This is a genomic window from Paenibacillus sp. 32352 (genome assembly GCF_002042965.1).
Classification (GTDB): domain Bacteria; phylum Bacillota; class Bacilli; order Paenibacillales; family NBRC-103111; genus Paenibacillus_S; species Paenibacillus_S vulneris.
In genome coordinates this window covers 465,427-483,474 of the sequence record NZ_MZNT01000002.1, presented here as the reverse complement: position 1 = coordinate 483,474, position 18,048 = coordinate 465,427, and the positions used below count along the sequence as shown (strand labels likewise).

Here is an 18,048-nt window from a genome sequence, read left to right as displayed (position 1 = left end):
TGCGCCCCCTGGAGCTATTGCTTATTCACCTCCTCTTTGTCTTCCCCCGGAATTGATTTATAATGATACAAAAGGAGATGAATTCGCTTTGAAAGATCAACTTATCCAACGATTGACAAGCTACGTCCAAATCGATACGCAATCGGATGCAAGCAGCAAGACCTGTCCTACGACTCCCGGCCAATTGACGCTTGCGCAAAAGCTGGTCGATGAGCTGAAAAGCATCGGAATGTCGGACGTAACGATGGACGACAACGGCTATGTTATGGCCACACTTCCCTCCAATTCTGACAAAGACATACCGACGATCGGCTTTATGGCCCATATGGATACTGCTACGGATTTTACCGGGGCGGGAGTCAAGCCGCAGGTTGTAGAAGGCTATGACGGCAAGGATATTATCTTACATAAAGAGCAGCAGATCGTACTGTCTCCCCAGGATTTCCCGGCATTAGCCGGCTATGTTGGCCATACGTTAATTACGACGGATGGGACTACCTTACTCGGAGCCGATAATAAAGCGGGTATCGCCGAGATTATGACCGCGATGGCGTTCCTGGTTCAACATCCCGAGATCAAACACGGCAGAGTCCGCGTAGCCTTCACCCCGGATGAGGAGATCGGCAGAGGGCCGCATCGCTTCGATGTCGCCGCCTTCGACGCTTCCTATGCATACACCGTGGATGGCGGACCTCTTGGCGAGCTCCAGTACGAGAGCTTCAATGCGGCGCGTGCGCTTGTGACATGCAAAGGCAAAATTGTACATCCGGGAACGGCTAAAGGAAAAATGGTCAATTCCGCGAAGATTGCGATGGAGTTTAATGGAAGACTGCCTGCGCAAGAGGCACCGGAGCATACGGAAGGGTATGAGGGCTTTTTCCACTTGATATCTATGCAGGGGGATGTGGAAGAAACCAAGCTTCATTACCTGATTAGAGATTTTGACAAAACGTCCTTTAACAACCGCAAACAGCTAATGACCCAAATTGCGGCGTCCCTGGAGGATCAGTACGGGAAAGGACGCGTCACGGTAGAAATCGAGGATCAGTACTACAATATGCGGGAGAAAATAGAGCCTGTCCGCCACATTGTAGATATCGCGCGAGAAGCAATGGTAAGTCTGGGTATCGAGCCTGTTATTGAACCGATCCGCGGCGGAACGGACGGTTCGCAGTTGTCCTACATGGGGCTGCCTACCCCGAATATTTTTACAGGCGGGGAGAATTATCATGGCCGGTATGAATTCGTCTCGGTAGATAATATGGAAAAAGCAACCCAAGTCATTATCGAGATTATCAAGCTTTTTGAACAACGCGGCTGAGACTGCCCTCTACGGATGGTACCGAACGTAAGCGGCTGTCGAATGATTTCGACGGCCCTTTTACTATGTAGTAAAACATAAAAAAATCCGCGTAGAGACGCGGATTGATAGGCGTTAGTAGATTCCATTATCAGATAAGGATTAATCAATATCATAGCTGCTTAATGGAAGAACCACAAACCGGAACAGCCATATGGCCAGCAGCAGGAACAGGAGGATCAGACAAGAGTGCTTTTTTCCCAACCAGCCTGCCTCCAAATAGAACTTAAAAGAAAAAGCCAGCGCTATGTATAAAGGAAGCAGTGACACGGTAATCAGTAGAAAATAGATCGGGCCGTTAGAAGCAAACCCGGTAAAATGAGAATATCCATACCCTATTAGTACAGCCCAGACCACGATGAGCACCGTCCAGAAAACACCGGTTAACCGGATGAACTCCCTCGTCTTCCTTGACAGCATCCAGCCGCAATGCCGGCAATGACCCGCATCGATACAGCTTCGGCATAAAAATTGTTTGCAGCTCGGACATTTTCTGACGGACTCTGTTTGAATATGTTCCGAACAGTTCATCGCTACTCTTCCCTTCGTCCCTTTTCCTTATAGACGCAGTTTAGGAAGTTTTGTTTCCGTTAGCTCGTTGCCAAATTGACATAAGTTCGGCTGAAATCCAGCCGCTCCAGGTCGGATTTATCGATGAAAAATTCAAGAATTCCGGCATCCCACCAGCACATGCCTGCTTCGTCCAATGACGAAACGGATAATAGAGGATGCCAGCTCTTGGCCCCTTGCTTATGCTTATCCTCATTGGCGAGGTAGCCCTCCAGCTGGGGAATGACTTGGGTACGTAGTCGCTGTGCGTAATCCACGCTGCCTCTCGCTTCAGCCTCATTAGCCTCCCGCTGAACTTCTTCCACAGTTTTATAATACTTGAAAAGAAGATCCTCCATCCCGTTGCGGCATAAGTAAGCGTCAAGCGGCGTATCTCCCGCCCAGCTTTCAAATTGCCCCCATAAAGTATCGCTATGATGCTCAAGCTTATCGTATACTTCAGGAACCTCATCCATCAATATGTCCCTCATCTGCTCAGGCAAAGTCCAGACAGGATCAAAGGATATCTTATGTGAAACAAAACCGCGATACTCCGCAGCTATTTCCTCCAGCCCCTCCGGCGGTTCCGTCTTTTTCAATAAGCTGACCTCTCCGTCGTAATAATAAATCCGGTGGTCTATATTGTACGCAGGTTCATCCAGGCCCAGGAAGAAGTATAAAATACCCCGCTTCGGAAACCCGTCAAATGGCAAAACGGGAAGCTCCTCCAGATTGATTTGGGCAATGAAGGTCCAGTATTCCCCATCGGAATCAATCGGCCAATCTATGGATGGAGGCAGATCCGGGCATCCCGCAATCCGGCTATTTCCTATGGACGAATAATCCTCTTCCTCCGTAAGTTTATATTGAAGTGAAAGCTCTGCGTGGTCAGCGACTAGCTTTGCCGTTCGTTCATCAAGCTCGTGAGTCTCAATGAACTTTTTCAAATCTTCTAGAACAACTTTAGGGAGCATACTGTAGCTCCCTCCTTCCGCCATGAATTATGATCCGCCTTCAAAACCGATCATTTCTCTTTGCCGTAGTATTCCGCAAAAACATCTGCCAAAGCTTCCGCAGTCTGCAGGCTTTCCTGCAGGGTATTGTTCGTGCCCCCTATTTCCAGCAGCAAGCTTCCCGGCGCAACGGATTGATTGTATTCTCCATTGCCTTGATGGGAGCTCTTCGTAAGAACGCCCCGGGAAAGACCGGGATATTTCTCATCCAGCAGCTTGTCGAGCTTCTCGGCGAACGCTTTGTTCTCAACGTAACCGGAGTGTGCCGTACCAATGACAAACAAAATGCGGGCATATGATTTTCCATCGATGGTGATCGTTGTTTTATCCCGCGGAACATCCGCATCTCGGTGAATATCGAAGAAATAAGTAAGGGTAGGATACGTATTGATTGCTTTTTGAACGGATTGACGGGAAACGGCATATGCCGAAGAAAAGCCCAGCTTCTGCTGTTTCAGCTTTTCCGCGATATCGTCATTACCGGCTAATGCAGGGATTCCTTTCTCCTGCAGACGCTGCTCTAACCGTTTCCCGACCAGGGTGATGTTCAAATTAGGATCATCAACCGAAGAGCCTTTCTTGATGCTGGCCACCTGATTCCATGATTCCTGATTATGAGTATGATAAATATATAGTTGTGGCGCGGACGCCTTGTTAGCAGCTGATGTAGAAGGTACAACCGGCCTTGCCGTTTCTGTCTGTACGACCCAGCTTGCAACATACGCTTTGGTTTGATCTGGGAGAGAAACGACATACCATTCGCCTTTGGTATCCACAATAGGATAAGAGTCACCCGGCTTGGCTTTGCCTGTAATATCGTAGTCCGTTCCGGGACCGCTGCGTAAATTCGTAACGTCGGTAATATGAACGACCGCCTTCTGCTTCGAAGGTTCGCCGGGTGCGGTTTCCTTGGGCTCAGGTTCAGCCTTCTCTGGTTTGCTTACGGCTGATACGGAGGGCTCATATTCGATATATTCCCGGAATACCCAACCGGCTTTCTCCTCCGGCAGCTGAATCTGTACCCAGTCGCCCTGCTCCTTTATTACCTCGTACCTGTTCGATGGCCCGATCATCAAGAGGATGGATGAAGACAAATCAGGCTTTGTACGAACATTCAGCCGATCGACTGTGCTTCTCGCAAATGATTTTTGAACCTTCTCATCACGCTGATTGATTGGCGCTTTATTGCTTGGAATGAGGACTGCTGTTCCCTCCGCTCTCTCCTGAGCGTGTATTGGGGTAGCATTATGCGCGCCGATAAGCAGAAAAGAGCCAACGGCTGCGCAAATCACTTTATAACGTAACAATTGCTCTCCAACTCCCTATGCCGATAATGTCCTTACGAATTCGACACAGGCAAGACAAATCCCTCCTAGAAATCCAAAAACCGACAGAATCGTTGGCAAAATATGGACATAAAGTGACAATACGGACAGATAGAAACACTGCGATTTTCTTCCGGAATCCACAGTAGACCAAAACAGAAAAAAACGCCAGCCGAAGCTCGGCTGACGTCATGAATCCCTATTTCTCTTTTTTAGTAGGCTGTCCAGCCTGCATCCGCCGTTATAACCGTACCGTTGACAAAGCTTGCGTCATCCGATGCGAGGAACAACGCTACCTTAGCTATTTCCTCCGGCTCTCCCGTACGGGGATTCAGGTTAATGCCAGCCATCGCTCTTTCCATCCCGAATGCATTGGGTGAGCTGATCGTTGTGCCGATATTCGTATTGACTCCCCCTGGCGCAATCGCATTGCAGCGAATCCCCAGGCTCGCATACTGAAAGCCTACATTCTTCGTAAGCCCGACAACAGCGTGCTTAGCCGCCGTATACGCGGCGCCTGCCCTGGAGCCATAAAGCCCTCCTGCGGATGCCACGTTAACGATGACCCCGCTTTTTTTCCCGGTAAAGATGGGAAGCACTTTGCGGATGGTTCTCATGGGTCCCGTCGTATTAATGGCGAAGACCCGCTCCCACAGCTCATCTGTCAGATCGGCAGCCGGGACAAAGTTATCCATAATTCCGGCATTGTTAACCAAGATATCGACGGTACCATACTCCTTGACCGTAGTATCGATCAGCCGCTGAATATCGTCCTCTTTCGTTACATTAGCAGCAATCGCGATAGCCTGACCGCCTTTGCCCTCAATCCCCGTTACTACGGTTTGGGCAGCCTCTAACTGGAGGTCGGACACGGCCACTTTTGCACCTTCCGCCGCAAATAGCTCGGCCATAGCTCTTCCCATACCCGACGCGGCACCTGTGATGACAGCAACTTTACCGGATAGCTTCATATGGAGCGCCTCCACTATATTTCTTCGAAATCAGCCGCATTCGCTTATAGAGACATTCTGTAAATGGCAACAGTATCCTCGCGGTTCAGCTTGCGAAAATGACCGTAATCTCCATAGATCATGGCCTTATCGGCCATAGTTTCAACCGATGTTTCATCAATCTGGTAATCCTTCAGACGGCTAGGCGCGCCGATGGATGTCCAGAATGAACGCAAAGCTTCAATTCCTTCCTCTGCGATGAGGCGATCCGATTTGCCCTCTGTGCTAACGCCAAACACATTGACCGCGAATTGCTTGAAGCGTTCCACACCTGCATCCAGATTATATTTCATCCAATTGGGAAACAGAATGGCCAGGCCGCCTCCGTGCGGAATATCATGGACTGCAGATACGGCATGCTCCAGATTATGGGTTGCCCAATCGCCGCGAATGCCCATGCTGAGCACACCGTTCAACGCCATCGTTCCGCAGTACATAATCGTCGAACGATGCTCAAAGCTTTGCAGGTCTTGAAGCAGCTTCGGAGCCGTATCTATCACTGTTCTCAAAATGGTTTCGCAGAAGCCGTCCTGTACTGGAGTACTCGGGACGTGATGGAAATAGGACTCCAGCACGTGGGACATAATGTCCACCATTCCGTAGACCGTCTGGTCTGCCGGCAAGGAGATCGTATGCTCCGGATCCAGAATCAAAAACTTCGGGAAAGAGTACGGGCTTCCCCAACCGAGCTTCTCTTTGGTTTCCCAGTTGGTGATAACAGAGCCCGCATTCATCTCCGAACCCGTTGCGGCAATCGTTAATACGGTCCCAAGAGGAAGAGCCCCTGCCGCCGCTGCTTTACGCGTAATAATATCCCACACATCACCTTCGTACTTAGCTCCTACCGCAATAGCTTTGGAGCAGTCGATGACGCTTCCCCCGCCCACAGCAAGAATGAGATCGATTTGATGTTTACGGCATAAATCTACTCCCTTATGCACCGTTGTGAGCCGGGGATTCGGCTCAACGCCGCTTAATTCGGTCACTTGGGCACCGATGCCGTTCAAGCTGCCCATCACTTTATCATACAAACCATTGCGCTTGATGCTTCCTCCGCCATAAACTAGCAGTACCCGTTTGCCGTAAGCTTGAACCTCCGTCGCCAATTGCTCCAGCTGTCCTTTACCGAAGATAAGCTTCGTCGGATTTTGAAAAACAAATGAGTTCATTCCGTTTAAGCCGCCTCCTATATTTCATCAGTTCAGATCCTATTCAACAGGTAACCAACCGGGGGCATTCATAATGCCGTTCCACAAAGGAGAAGGAATCACTAGACGTTCCTGGGCGTCCTTCTTCAGGGTAACTTCGATTTCCGTTTCCAGACCTTCTTCTACCTTCTGAACCCAATCCGGATCGATAAGCAGCTCTCTGCCAAGCGCAATAAGCGGAATACCGGCATCATAAGCCTTCAAAGCTTCCTCTGCGGTATGAATAGAGCCCACACCTATCAATGGGACACGGCCGGCTACTTTTTCCTTAATCAATTCCATTCTTGGGCGATCCAGCTCATCCCCGCTTCTGGCATTAGACCAGAAATCCATTAGGGACACATGCAGATAATCCAGTCCTTTGTTTGATAAGGCTTCTACCAGTTCGTACGTATCCGTCATCGTAATTCCTGGACGCTCCGCTTCTTCAGGGGAGAAACGATAGCCGATCAAAAACGAACTCTTCGCATAACGCTTAGCAGCTCGCTTCACCTCATCGACTACAGCAAGCGGGAACGCCATCCTTTTCTTCAGATTGCCTCCCCACTCATCTTCACGAGTATTGGAATGCGGGGAGAAAAACTGCTGAATCAGATATCCGTTCGCTCCATGAATTTCAATCCCGTCAAAGCCCGCCTCAATGGCTCTTCTTGTAGCTTCCCCAAAATCTTTAATTATAGAAGCTACCTCTTCACTCGAGAGTGCCCGAGGCGTAACGGATGGATTTTGCGAGCTGGGTACGCTGCCGGCGCTGACTACGTCTCCTTGAGGAACTAATTCAGGTGGACACTCCCGCCCCCCGTGAAAAATTTGGAGCACAGCCTTCGAGCCCTTGTCCTTGATCGCTGACGCCAGTCTGCGTAAGCTTGGGATCATTTCATCGCTGTCCGCACTGAACTCCCCGTGAAATCCTTTCCCATTAGGAGTGACATAAGCGCAAGCCGTGATGACCATGCCCACTTGACCGGAGCGTCGTTCATAATACTGGATCTCCTCGTCCGTAACAGTGCCGTCTGGGTTCGAGGACCAATTTGTCATGGGAGCCATCACAATTCGGTTGCTCAATTGGACACCGCTTGGAAAAGTATACGATTGGAATAATGGTTTATAGATTGGGTTCATACAGAATGCCTCCTCCAGGTACAATAAATGTAATCTGTAATCATAATAATAACAGTAATCAATATGATAACAGATCTAAATTCACAATACAATGGTTCCCTGGATTGAACAAAACTATCGAAGCCATTAGCAGAACGAAAAAAAGCCGCTGCAAAAGCGGCTTTAGATAACAATTTGAATACGTGTCCCTTGCCCTTGTTGACTTGATACTTGAATCTCCCCGCCGTGAGCTGCAATAATATCGCGTGCTATGGCCATGCCAAGCCCCGAGCCTTTATGGAGTTCCCCCGTGTGGGTCCCCCGATAATAGCGGTCAAAGATCCTGCCCAGCTCCTCCTCTTTAATGCCTTTCCCGTTATCTTCAATGCGGATCAGAGTTCTCGGCCCCTGTTCCACGCTAACATGAATAATAACCTTCTCATCGTTATGAACGATGGAATTATAGATAAGATTGCTGATTGCTCTACGCATCAGAATCTCGTCCAGCTCCAGCATGATGATATCCTGGCTGTACTGAAAATGGATGCTGCGATCCGAATACCTGGCATCGTTCAATGTGGCAATGACTAAATTCCTTATTAGAGTTACAAGGTTCAAGTTCTTTATATTCAGGGACCATTGCTTATTCTTCAGCCGGGTAGACAGATTCAGATCGTCTATGACTTCTTTCAAGTACGTGGACTTGCGTTCAATGATCCCGGCATACTCTCGCATCTCATCTATTGAAAATTGGTATTCACGGTCCTTCATAATTTCCGCGTACCCTTGAATGGAGGCTAGTGGAGTTTTAATATCATGGGAAATGTTGGCGATCCATTCCTCCTTCATTCGGTCCATAGCCTTTCTTTCATTCTCATGTGCCTGTAGTTCTTCTGACAGGTGATTCATATTGATGAATACATCCTTATAAATCCCCGGTTGAGTGAAATGAATTGAGTAGTCCTTGCCCGCGAGGCTTTTGATACCATCAATTAAAAGGTGCAAAGGTTTGGTTAATCTTTTGCTGAACAAATACCCGATGAACAAAGCGATCAAACCGTCCATCGTTAGCACCAGAACGCCGACTATGTTGAACAACCTTCCGGCATGACGGTAATCAATCGACAAAACGAACCTGGACAAAAAGAGATTCTCAACGCCGATAAAATAACTGTATTTATAGTTCTCTGCCGATTTTTCTCCAATGTAGACCGTTGTACTAGAATTGATCTCTTTATATTTGTACATTTGGATAATGTCCAGCGGCGAATACTTGTCCTTAACTCCTTCGGGGGTTAAATAGCTGAATACCTGCCGTCCATCCTCATCCAGCACCTGAATCCATGCTTTGTTGCTTAGAAGCACTTCCTGCCCTTCTTCTGTAAGTGAAACCTGATGATTGGCAATAACGATCTGTTCGGCGAAATTCCGGGTCATGGTCTCCGCAGAGGCTTCACTCCGGTTGAAGAGCGAGCTGCCTATAACCGAATGGGCTATAAGCAATCCGAGTAAAAGTACCATATTGAAAAATACGACCAAAATGACAATAAGAACGACGGATACCAGAAATCGGCCGGTCAGCTTCCATTTCATCTGCTTGGCTCATCCTTCACCACCAGCTTGTAGCCCAACCCTTTTACCGTGACCAAATACACCGGATTGGAGGGATCCTCCTCCATTTTCTCACGCAGCCTGCGTATGTGAACCATCACTGTATTGTCATAACCAAAGAAATCCTCGCCCCACACCTTATCATAGATCGTTTCTTTGCTAATGATTTGATTCGGATGCTTCAAAAAGAGACTGATCAAACCAAGCTCCTTGGGCTTGAGATCAATGACCCTCCCATTCTTGCTGAACTCGACCTTCTGTTCGTTCAGTTCAAACGGACCCGTTTTAAGCAATGGGTCTGATTTCTCTTCTATCTGCTTGTAATCGGCTCGTCTCAGGTGTGCCTTAACCCGATAAGCCACTTCTTTCGGGCTGAACGGCTTGGTTATATAATCGTCGCCGCCAATAGCCAGACCAAGGATTTTATCAACTTCTTCGGTCTTCGCAGATAAAAATAAGATCGGCACATGCGAAACGGCTCTAATTTGCTTGCATATCTCATAGCCTTCCCCATCCGGAAGCATAATGTCTAACAGGACGATATCCGGCTGTTTCTCCTGAAACTGGTTCCATCCCTCCGCCGCGGTTGCCGCAGTGTATACAGGATCAATCCCTTCTTTCATAAGGACGGTTCGAAGCAGCCGTACAATATCCTCCTCATCGTCGATAATCAGAACCTTCTTAGGATGCGTCATCCCATCACCTCCGTGCCGTATCCTGCCATGCTGTTCCCTAATACTATATACGATCCGCTGATTTTTTTCATAGCTTTTGCATAAAAAGAGCACCTATGCATCGCGGCTGGAACGTGTTTATTGACAAGTTCCATTGGAGCTATTCCTTCAAGGACGGATTAGAAAGGAGCATCCTGGCCTTTTCGGGGATTTCGTCCAGTTGCACCTCCTGGTAGGAGCTTACCCCCTTGGTTTTGACATACAAGCGTAAATACGCTTCCTTTCGCAGCTCTTTTGTCGCTGTAAAGGTTAAGGTTTTCACCGAGCCATGCTTATCATATCCTTGTACCATATATTCATAGGTTTCGTACTTTTCTCCGGTGCTTGTACTTCCCTCTATTTTCTTTCCTTCGTTCACTTGAACATAATAGGACTCCGTACCGAGTCTGTTCATATTTCCATTTTGCATCCACATCAGCAATACCGCTGCAATACCAACAACAATGATGGTGATAACTGTCGTTTTTTTCATCCCGTTTCCCCCTTGAATAGGAATCCTATTGATTCGCTTTTACAGCAATCTTGTAATAAGCATTTACCGTTAAAAAGTAGTAAGCGATATATATGAAGGTATATACTCCTATGCAGATCAGGACCGGAATAGTCAGATTGGTCAGCAATAGCTTGGACAAGGCGGTTAAAGCTATCGCAGAATGGGCAACCCCCGCTGCTAAAGGAAGGGCAAATACAAATAAGACCTGCTTGGCAATCGTGCTCTTCATTTCTTTCTTATTTACACCGATCTTGTGCAAAATCAGGTACCGCCCTCTATCTGCATTCGCTTCGGTCAATTGCTTGAAGTAAATCACACTTCCGGTTGCAGCCAGGAAAACAAGTCCCAGGAATCCGCTCATAAAAATTAGCAAACCCGTTCCTTCCAGTCCGGAGGCATAGTTCCGATAGAAGCTGGAAAAATGAGCGTCGTCCGGCAGTACCGACTCAATCTCCTTGGTCAGCTGTTTGGCACGATCCTCATGAGTAATCTTGTACGCTTCCAACTGATCTGGAGTGAGCTGCTGCTCCAAACGGGAGAACATCTCATCGCTGATAACAATCGTTGAGTAAGCAGTACTAAGATTCAGTACGCTGTATTGCTTTATTTCCTTGAACGTTACCGTTTCCTTCGTTTTCCCTTTTGTCAGCAGGAAGGAAGAGCCGACGTATTGAGGCGATACCCCCTCCATGTACACCGGATCCAGCAGAACCGCTTCATTCGCTTGCAGCTTGAGGGAATCCGTTCTTTGCTGCAGACTCGCCAACTGATTAAACATACGGTTAGATATCAATGTGTAGGACCAGCCGCTATCCGGATTCATATCCTTGTGATCCGCCTTCATTATATCCGCCTGAATGGCGGGAACAGTTAAGTGGTACAAGACATGATGCTCTCCGCTCTTGTCGATAATAGACTGTACCTTACCGGCCACCTCTTTATTTGCCGCAATAAACATAATGCTATTGGGGTTGGCTTGCTCTACCGTGCTTCTGTTGTTGTAATAAAAGCCGTACGCCGTTCCAACAGCCGACAACGTCGTGGCGCTGAGTACGGCAATCATCGTTAAGGTTCTTGCATTGCCCTTGATACGATACAGAAGCTGTGAGATTCCTATCATACGAATCCCGCTCCAGTACTTCTTTTTATTTCTTTGGGACAGCTTCAGGAGCGCCACGGTTAAAGAGTTAAATAATAGATAGGTGCCTAGAATCACGGTCACCAGAATAACCAGCGGGGTTACCATCAACCCTAATGCCGCCCACACCTGGGATTTCAGTAAATTCTGAAGTGCGAGCCAATAGCCGAAGCCGATCAGAAGCACAGATAAAATTGCGATAACATAGGAGGTCTTGGGCTCCTGTTCCCCTTCTTGATCTGCGCGAAACAACTCGATTATTTGAAATCGATAAATCAGCCGGTATCCTTGAAGGGAGGTCAGCAAAGTGATAACGAAGAAGACGATCACCGTATTCAAGATGGCCGCTGATGAAATCGTGAAATGATTCATCGCATCGTACCCCATCACTTTCATAAGAAGAACAACGAAAAATTTGGACAGCAGCGAACCCAGAGCCATCCCGATCAACAGCGCCAGAAGTCCCATGATGAAATTTTCATAAAACAGCATCCGCCCTATCTGCTTCTTACGGACTCCAAGCAGTGACAACAGCCCAACCTCTTTTTTGCGCTTCCGCATAAAAAAACCATTGGAATACCAGATGAAGACCGCGACAAAAACCATTAATACTACAGCTGCACTGCTGAAGGCAGAGCTGATTTTGACAGAAGAGCCGGTTGAAGCCAGAATCGTCTGATCATACTTTAAGGAAACAAAGACGAAGTAAATCAGGATGCTGAAAATCATGGATGCAAAGTATACGAAATAGTTGGTAAAATTGTTTTTTATATTTTTCCGGGCAATGCTAAACAGCGTCATGATGTCCACCTCCTAGAGAGGCGAGTACCGCCAGGATCTCTTGAAAAAAATCTTTGCGCTCCAGGTTCTCTCTATAGAGCTCCTTGTACAGCTGCCCGTCTTTGATGAAAACCACTCTCTTGCAGAAGCTTGCGGCATAGGCATCATGCGTGACCATCAGAATGGTTGAACGGTTGCTGTCATTAAGCTTGTCCAAGCTTTCCAGCAAGCTGGTTGCCGATTTGGAATCCAACGCTCCGGTCGGCTCATCCGCCAGAATCAGGTTTGGATTCGTGATGATCGCACGCGATGCTGCCGTTCGCTGCTTCTGTCCTCCCGAAATATGGTATGGGTATTTGTCCAATATTCCCCGAATTCCAAAGGTATCTGCGATACGCTGGACTCGTGCTTCAATTTCGTGCGCGGGGACTTTCGATAAAGCCAGCGGGAGCAGTATATTTTCTTTCACCGTCAGCGTGTCGAGCAAATGGTAATCCTGAAATATAAAACCAAGCTTGTTTCTGCGGAAATCGGATAATTGCTCTTCTTTCATATGAACGATATCCTGATCTGCGATCGTAATCTCGCCCGCTGAAGGCGTATCTATAGTAGAAAAGATATTCAATAATGTTGATTTTCCCGCTCCGGACGGGCCCATAATCCCCACAAATTCCCCTTCTTGGATCTCCAGATTAATATCCTCCAAGGCGGTATATACATTCCCTTTGGTACCGAATACTTTTCTCACATGCTTTGCCTGCAAAATCGTGTTCATGCTTCTACCTCCGTCATGATGTCGTTTTATTCAAGTGAAACCATTGTTCCGACATGGAATCATTACAGAAGGATAGTATAAACGCTGAACCTTACAAGCTTATGATCTTAACCTTTCATCAACCTTAACAAATCCCCTATTCTTCTATGGAGTCAACAAAGTTTTCAGATAAAAAGCCCGACTCCATCATGATCTGGAGTACAGGCTTTGGACTTGGTATATTATTGTTTCTCATTTCCAACCCTTGGATAGACGTCGGTTCTTATATACCGAAGGTAATCGTCGTTAACGATGACATTGATCCGAGCAACATCAATCAGGTGGTGTGGGCGTTAGCTACTCGGCACCATCCTGATAAAACTATTGTCATGGCCAAGCAGCAGGTCTTGCCGCTTGTTGCGTATTTGGACCAAGCTGAGAAAAAGGAAGCATTGACTGCAAAAGCAATTTATAATTGCCTTCCTTCAGACGAATGGCCTAAGGATTATGCGCCACTTGAAGCTTCTTTTGCAAGCTATCCGGAAGAACTGCGTAATCGTATCCTGACCAATTGGGAGAGCTACGGCTTTTAACTTTATTAAGATGGCTGAAAGGAGGAAAAAGAAATGAAAATCATTGTAGGAATATCCGGGGCTACAGGGGCGATTTTTGGAATTCGTCTTCTGGAGCTGCTCCAGGATACCGACGTAGAGACCCATTTGGTCATGTCTGCATGGGCAGCTATGACGATTCAAGCAGAAACTCCTTATACGGCAAAAGAGGTTGAAAAGCTTGCTGATTATACCTATTCCTATAAGGATTTGGGCGCCAAAATTTCGAGCGGGTCCTTTCAGGTCAACGGAATGATCGTGGCTCCGTGCAGCATGAAAACCTTGGCCTCTATACGTGTGGGCCTTGCCGATAATCTTTTGACTCGTGCAGCTGATGTTATTTTAAAAGAGCGTAAAAAGCTATTGTTGTTAACCCGAGAAACCCCTCTCAATGATATCCATCTTGAAAACATGTTGGCTTTATCTCGCATGGGAACGATCATCTTTCCACCCGTGCCGGCGTTCTACAATCATCCTCAAACTAACGACGAATTAATTCATCATATTATCGTCCGGGCTTTGGATCAATTTGACATTCCAATACCCGGTACTAAGAGATGGGACGGTTTGGAAAGAAGGTAACATTTTCGATCCATTCGAATGGATTGAATGAAAGGCAGCAGAGGAATTTTTAGATATGAAATGGTATGATTAGAAAAACAAACAAGGAGCAGCGATATGACTTAAGCTGCTCCTTGTTTCATTATAGAATGGTACCGGGGTTAACTACCCTGTGTTAAATCCAATCAAGCCTTGGTATGACGGCTCATTTGATTCACAGCACTAAACAGAGCTTTTACAGATGAGGTCATAATGTCAACGTCAATGCCGCAGCCCCAATGCACATTACCGTCTGGAGCCGTAATTCCAATATAAGATACAGCTTGTGATTTAGAGCCTGTTTCCAGTGCGTGCTCTTTATAGATCACATCGGTATAATTCATTCCAAGATCCGTTTGCAAGGCATTGCTGATTGCATCGAGTCTTCCGTTTCCAGTCCCTGTAATTTCCTTGACTTCGTTTCCAGTCCGTATAGTGACGATGGTTTGGAAATCTTCATTGTCCGTAAAACGGTATTTGACAAACTCGACAGGCGATTGGATATTTACATATTCCTTCAAGAAAATATTGTAAATTTCATCAGGCATCAGTTCCTTTTGCTGATGATCCGATACGTTCTTAACGCAGTAACCGAAGTTTTCGCGCATTTTCGCAGGGAGGTCGAGTCCGTACTTTTGCTGCAGAATGTATCCGATCCCGCCCTTACCGGACTGGCTGTTAATGCGGATAATATCGCCTTCATACTCCCTGCCGATATCCTTGGGATCGATCAGCAGATAAGGGACCGACCAATGCTTCGGCTCCTCTTCCTCGCGCCATTTCATTCCTTTAGCAATCGCATCCTGATGCGAGCCGGAGAAAGCAGTGAATACAAGTTCCCCGCCGTATGGGTGTCTTTCGCTCACTCTCATTTTGGTCAATCGTTCATAGACGGAAATGATCGCAGGGATGTTCTCAAAATTCAGCTTCGGGTCCACCCCGTGGGAATACATGTTCAGGGCCAGTGTAACAATGTCTACGTTCCCCGTTCTTTCCCCGTTTCCGAACAAAGTGCCCTCGACGCGCTGAGCACCGGCCAGCATCCCGAGCTCCGCATCCGCCACACCAGTTCCCCTGTCATTATGCGGATGGAGCGACAAAATGACATGCTCCCGGAAATTCAGGTGCTCGCTCATATACTCGATCTGGCTGGCATATACGTGAGGCATCGACATGGATACCGTTGCAGGGAGATTAATAATAACCGGGTTCTTCGCTGTTGGCTGCCATACATCGAGCACGCTATTGCAAATGTCCAGCGCAAAATCAATTTCTGTACCTGTAAAGCTTTCCGGCGAGTACTGGAACTGGAAGTTCCCCTCGGTTTCCTCCGCACACTGCTTCAACAGCTTGGCGCCGGTCAAAGCGATATCGATAATTTCTTTCTTGGATTTGCGGAATACCTGCTCCCGCTGTGCCACGGATGTCGAGTTATACAAATGGACTACGGCTTTTTTCGCGCCCTTCAGCGCTTCAAAGGTTTTGCGGATAATATGCTCTCTGGACTGGGTAAGCACCTGGATGGTTACATCGTCAGGAATCAATTCCTGTTCGATCAAGGTGCGCAAAAAAGTAAATTCCGTTTCCGACGCTGCGGGAAATCCGACTTCGATCTCCTTGAATCCGATATCTACAAGCAACTTGAAGTATTCCAGCTTCTCCTCCAAATTCATCGGAACGATCAATGCCTGATTCCCGTCGCGAAGGTCGACGCTGCACCAGGTCGGCGCCTCCGTAATATATTCCTTCCTGGTCCAATTCAAGCTGGTTACCGGCGGCATAAAATATCCTCTAGCGTACTTTTCAACATGTTTCATGGTTTATCCTTCCCTTCATCCATTTCTGCGCTGATTTGTCAAATAATCGGACGGAATGCAAAAAAAGCCTTTCGTCTCCACTAAACAGAGACGAAAGACTTTGACATCTTACGCGGTACCACTCCGAATTCATGCCATAGTCGGCATGCCCTCTACGGATACGGGTTCACAAGCACGGACAACCCTTGTATCCTCCTGATGATAACGGTCAGGCTCCGGCTCCACCTACTTAACTGGTTCAGCGAGCAACTCCAAGGCGAGTTCCGATATTCCCCACGGCTGTTTCACACCATCCAACAGCTCTCTGTTCGTTTAGAAAATCGTACTATTCCTTTTCAACGTATTTGTAATGTTAGGAATAATGTTATCTCACCTATACTATTTGTGTCAAGTGTAATCTGACGTATCCCCGTTCCATTGGATAAACGGGATATTTAGACACGCGCCAGATAGGCCTTCAACCGGTCTTTTTGAAGCAGATGATGGCGGTAGTGCATCTCGACAAGCGCGAACCATTCACGAGCATTTAATGCGCCAAGTCTTGGATGCTGCGCAGTGTGACTTAGATTGGCATCTGCAAGCAGCGGCTCCAATTCCTTCATTCGACGGATCACAGCGCGCATCCCATCCACGATTTGTTCCTTGCTTTCCGGCTGGGAAGGCGTATACTGCGGGGATGCCGGAGCCTTAATCTGAATAGGGGGAAATCCGCCCAGATCGAATACCGCCTTGCCGGCGTCCGTTTTTCCCTCGCCCGTGTGAACCGGTTCCTTGCTTGTCAAACATGTATCAGCATTTCGAAGCTGCATGTAGAGAGCGGAGTTGATCAAATGTACGTACATTTGTCCGAGAGACCATTCCTCTTCACCTGGTTGCTGCTTCAGCTGCTCCAAGGGATAGCGCTCTAATTCCTCCAGATAGTGACCGGTTAACGTTTCCATGCTATTTACAATCTCATTTGCGTTCATATGATTAGACAGCTCCTTTTCACTAGTTAATGCCATTGTACAAGATGATTACTGACAACAGTATGTCAGTTGTATGAAGGCATATGACAGGAGCTCAGCTTCGTCTCTTCCATCCGAACACTCGCACATGAACGATCCCTTTGGTAAGCCAATGCGTGACTATATAAAGAATGATAAATACGAGTAAAAGCGGTTTAAATAACAGCCAGGCCAAGGCCCAGCACAGCCAAATTTGCCAACTCTTCATCCTGCGAAAAAGTTTGCCGGGCCAGAGGAAAATACGATAAAGCAAATAGCGGTGCTGAAGAGCCTCCAGATACTCATCTTGAAATTGCTTCGATTCGGGATTCATCCGTACCGCATTCCGCATATACGCCTCCTGCAGGTCATAATCCCCGCGTTTAGACGCCGCCCAACCCAGATATAGAAGGACATAGGCATTTTCTGTATCATATTGAATGGCCTGCCGGTCCAATTGCCTTGACATTTCATCGTTGCCGAGCAGGGCTTCTACATAGCTCAGCGTGGCCAAATACAGCGGAGATTCCGGTTGAAGCTCCAAGGCGGACAGCAATTGCTCCTTTGCTTCCTGGTATTTGCCCTTTTTATTAAGCCGATTTGCATGCAAAAAATAATAATGCGCCTCATACGGATCAATGCGCAAGGCTTCCTGAAGTGCTTCGTGAAATTCCGCTTCTTTCTCCGTTTCATAAAAGACGCCGACACGCACGTACCAGGCTAGCTCGTGCTCCGGATCCCGTTGAATCGCCTGATTCGCCCAATGGAGCGCCTTCTTATGTTCGTCCATCAAAAGGTAGATTTGAGCATTCAAAGCGTACGCGTCCGGATTATCCGCATCCTGCTGAAGCACCTTTCCTACTTCATTCAATGCTTCCTTATATCTCTTCCAGGCTATTAATTGATGCGCCGAAGCAAAGGCGGCTTGAATCGATGGTTCCAAAGCTAGAGCCTCCCT

At 47.4% G+C, this 18,048-nt stretch carries 17 protein-coding genes and 1 other annotated feature; of the genes, 3 read left to right on the top strand and 14 right to left on the bottom strand.

Annotated elements, in window-relative coordinates; all coding sequences use genetic code 11:
* Positions 1 to 88: 88 nt before the first annotated feature.
* On the top strand, positions 89 to 1,321 hold the full coding sequence (gene pepT / locus B1728_RS06435; protein ID WP_079909354.1) for a peptidase T: 1,233 nt from the start codon (positions 89 to 91) through the stop codon (positions 1,319 to 1,321).
* 141 nt (positions 1,322 to 1,462) lie between these two features.
* On the opposite strand, the gene B1728_RS06430 is transcribed toward pepT, so the two are convergent.
* The 11 genes from B1728_RS06430 to B1728_RS06380 form a co-directional block, all read right to left on the bottom strand.
* A complete protein-coding gene (locus B1728_RS06430) occupies positions 1,463 to 1,891 on the bottom strand; it encodes a hypothetical protein (RefSeq protein WP_079909353.1) in 429 nt (142 codons plus the stop codon).
* A gap of 59 nt (positions 1,892 to 1,950) precedes the next feature.
* Positions 1,951 to 2,883, bottom strand: a complete 933-nt coding sequence (locus B1728_RS06425; RefSeq protein WP_079909352.1) for a YwqG family protein — start codon at positions 2,881 to 2,883, stop codon at positions 1,951 to 1,953.
* A gap of 50 nt (positions 2,884 to 2,933) precedes the next feature.
* Positions 2,934 to 4,229 (bottom strand): stage II sporulation protein P, encoded by a 1,296-nt coding sequence (gene spoIIP / locus B1728_RS06420; RefSeq protein WP_079909351.1) that lies wholly within the window; start codon positions 4,227 to 4,229, stop codon positions 2,934 to 2,936.
* Positions 4,230 to 4,459: 230 nt separating this feature from the next.
* A complete protein-coding gene (locus tag B1728_RS06415) occupies positions 4,460 to 5,218 on the bottom strand; it encodes an SDR family oxidoreductase (RefSeq protein WP_079909350.1) in 759 nt (252 codons plus the stop codon).
* Between the two features lie 44 nt (positions 5,219 to 5,262).
* Entirely contained in the window at positions 5,263 to 6,426 is a 1,164-nt protein-coding gene (locus B1728_RS06410) for an iron-containing alcohol dehydrogenase (RefSeq protein WP_079909349.1), read from the bottom strand.
* Positions 6,427 to 6,465: 39 nt separating this feature from the next.
* Positions 6,466 to 7,587 (bottom strand): NADH-dependent flavin oxidoreductase, encoded by a 1,122-nt coding sequence (locus B1728_RS06405; RefSeq protein ID WP_079909348.1) that lies wholly within the window; start codon positions 7,585 to 7,587, stop codon positions 6,466 to 6,468.
* 162 nt (positions 7,588 to 7,749) lie between these two features.
* Positions 7,750 to 9,159 carry a sensor histidine kinase gene (locus B1728_RS06400; RefSeq protein WP_079909347.1) on the bottom strand — a complete coding sequence of 470 codons (1,410 nt, stop codon included), beginning with the start codon at positions 9,157 to 9,159 and terminating at the stop codon, positions 7,750 to 7,752.
* Positions 9,156 to 9,872: a response regulator transcription factor gene (locus tag B1728_RS06395; RefSeq protein ID WP_079909346.1), complete on the bottom strand. Its 717-nt coding sequence runs from the start codon at positions 9,870 to 9,872 to the stop codon at positions 9,156 to 9,158. The genes B1728_RS06400 and B1728_RS06395 overlap by 4 nt, the downstream gene beginning before the upstream one ends.
* Before the next feature lie 139 nt (positions 9,873 to 10,011).
* Positions 10,012 to 10,383: a YxeA family protein gene (locus B1728_RS06390; protein WP_079909345.1), complete on the bottom strand. Its 372-nt coding sequence runs from the start codon at positions 10,381 to 10,383 to the stop codon at positions 10,012 to 10,014.
* A gap of 25 nt (positions 10,384 to 10,408) precedes the next feature.
* Positions 10,409 to 12,343 (bottom strand): ABC transporter permease, encoded by a 1,935-nt coding sequence (locus tag B1728_RS06385; RefSeq protein WP_079909344.1) that lies wholly within the window; start codon positions 12,341 to 12,343, stop codon positions 10,409 to 10,411.
* The gene (locus tag B1728_RS06380) at positions 12,330 to 13,097 is read right to left on the bottom strand and encodes an ABC transporter ATP-binding protein (protein ID WP_079909343.1); all 768 of its coding nucleotides are present in this window, start codon (positions 13,095 to 13,097) and stop codon (positions 12,330 to 12,332) included. The genes B1728_RS06385 and B1728_RS06380 overlap by 14 nt, the downstream gene beginning before the upstream one ends.
* A 188-nt stretch (positions 13,098 to 13,285) precedes the next feature.
* Between B1728_RS06380 and B1728_RS06375 the strand changes: the two genes are divergently transcribed.
* A complete protein-coding gene (locus B1728_RS06375) occupies positions 13,286 to 13,669 on the top strand; it encodes a UbiD family decarboxylase domain-containing protein (protein WP_256865258.1) in 384 nt (127 codons plus the stop codon).
* 33 nt (positions 13,670 to 13,702) lie between these two features.
* Positions 13,703 to 14,269, top strand: a complete 567-nt coding sequence (locus tag B1728_RS06370; RefSeq protein ID WP_079909341.1) for a UbiX family flavin prenyltransferase — start codon at positions 13,703 to 13,705, stop codon at positions 14,267 to 14,269.
* 164 nt (positions 14,270 to 14,433) lie between these two features.
* On the opposite strand, the gene leuA is transcribed toward B1728_RS06370, so the two are convergent.
* The 3 genes from leuA to B1728_RS06355 all read right to left on the bottom strand — a co-directional run bounded on the left by leuA (position 14,434) and on the right by B1728_RS06355 (position 18,033).
* Entirely contained in the window at positions 14,434 to 16,104 is a 1,671-nt protein-coding gene (gene leuA, locus B1728_RS06365; protein WP_079909340.1) for a 2-isopropylmalate synthase, read from the bottom strand.
* Between the two features lie 83 nt (positions 16,105 to 16,187).
* Positions 16,188 to 16,452, bottom strand: a binding site (T-box leader).
* 86 nt (positions 16,453 to 16,538) lie between these two features.
* A complete protein-coding gene (locus B1728_RS06360) occupies positions 16,539 to 17,072 on the bottom strand; it encodes a DinB family protein (RefSeq protein WP_079909339.1) in 534 nt (177 codons plus the stop codon).
* 94 nt (positions 17,073 to 17,166) lie between these two features.
* A complete protein-coding gene (locus tag B1728_RS06355) occupies positions 17,167 to 18,033 on the bottom strand; it encodes a tetratricopeptide repeat protein (protein ID WP_079909338.1) in 867 nt (288 codons plus the stop codon).
* Positions 18,034 to 18,048 lie beyond the last annotated feature (15 nt).

Excerpts from the sequence above, each read along its gene's own strand:
- B1728_RS06430 (WP_079909353.1), bottom strand. The coding sequence starts at position 1,891 with ATGAACTGTTCGGAACATATTCAAACAGAGTCCGTCAGAAAATGTCCG.
- B1728_RS06425 (WP_079909352.1), bottom strand. The coding sequence starts at position 2,883 with ATGCTCCCTAAAGTTGTTCTAGAAGATTTGAAAAAGTTCATTGAGACT.
- B1728_RS06415 (WP_079909350.1), bottom strand. The coding sequence starts at position 5,218 with ATGAAGCTATCCGGTAAAGTTGCTGTCATCACAGGTGCCGCGTCGGGT.
- B1728_RS06410 (WP_079909349.1), bottom strand. The coding sequence starts at position 6,426 with ATGAACTCATTTGTTTTTCAAAATCCGACGAAGCTTATCTTCGGTAAA.
- B1728_RS06405 (WP_079909348.1), bottom strand. The coding sequence starts at position 7,587 with ATGAACCCAATCTATAAACCATTATTCCAATCGTATACTTTTCCAAGC.
- B1728_RS06400 (WP_079909347.1), bottom strand. The coding sequence starts at position 9,159 with ATGAAATGGAAGCTGACCGGCCGATTTCTGGTATCCGTCGTTCTTATT.
- B1728_RS06395 (WP_079909346.1), bottom strand. The coding sequence starts at position 9,872 with ATGACGCATCCTAAGAAGGTTCTGATTATCGACGATGAGGAGGATATT.
- B1728_RS06390 (WP_079909345.1), bottom strand. The coding sequence starts at position 10,383 with ATGAAAAAAACGACAGTTATCACCATCATTGTTGTTGGTATTGCAGCG.
- B1728_RS06385 (WP_079909344.1), bottom strand. The coding sequence starts at position 12,343 with ATGACGCTGTTTAGCATTGCCCGGAAAAATATAAAAAACAATTTTACC.
- B1728_RS06380 (WP_079909343.1), bottom strand. The coding sequence starts at position 13,097 with ATGAACACGATTTTGCAGGCAAAGCATGTGAGAAAAGTATTCGGTACC.
- B1728_RS06375 (WP_256865258.1), top strand. The coding sequence starts at position 13,286 with ATGATCTGGAGTACAGGCTTTGGACTTGGTATATTATTGTTTCTCATT.
- B1728_RS06370 (WP_079909341.1), top strand. The coding sequence starts at position 13,703 with ATGAAAATCATTGTAGGAATATCCGGGGCTACAGGGGCGATTTTTGGA.
- leuA (WP_079909340.1), bottom strand. The coding sequence starts at position 16,104 with ATGAAACATGTTGAAAAGTACGCTAGAGGATATTTTATGCCGCCGGTA.
- B1728_RS06360 (WP_079909339.1), bottom strand. The coding sequence starts at position 17,072 with ATGAACGCAAATGAGATTGTAAATAGCATGGAAACGTTAACCGGTCAC.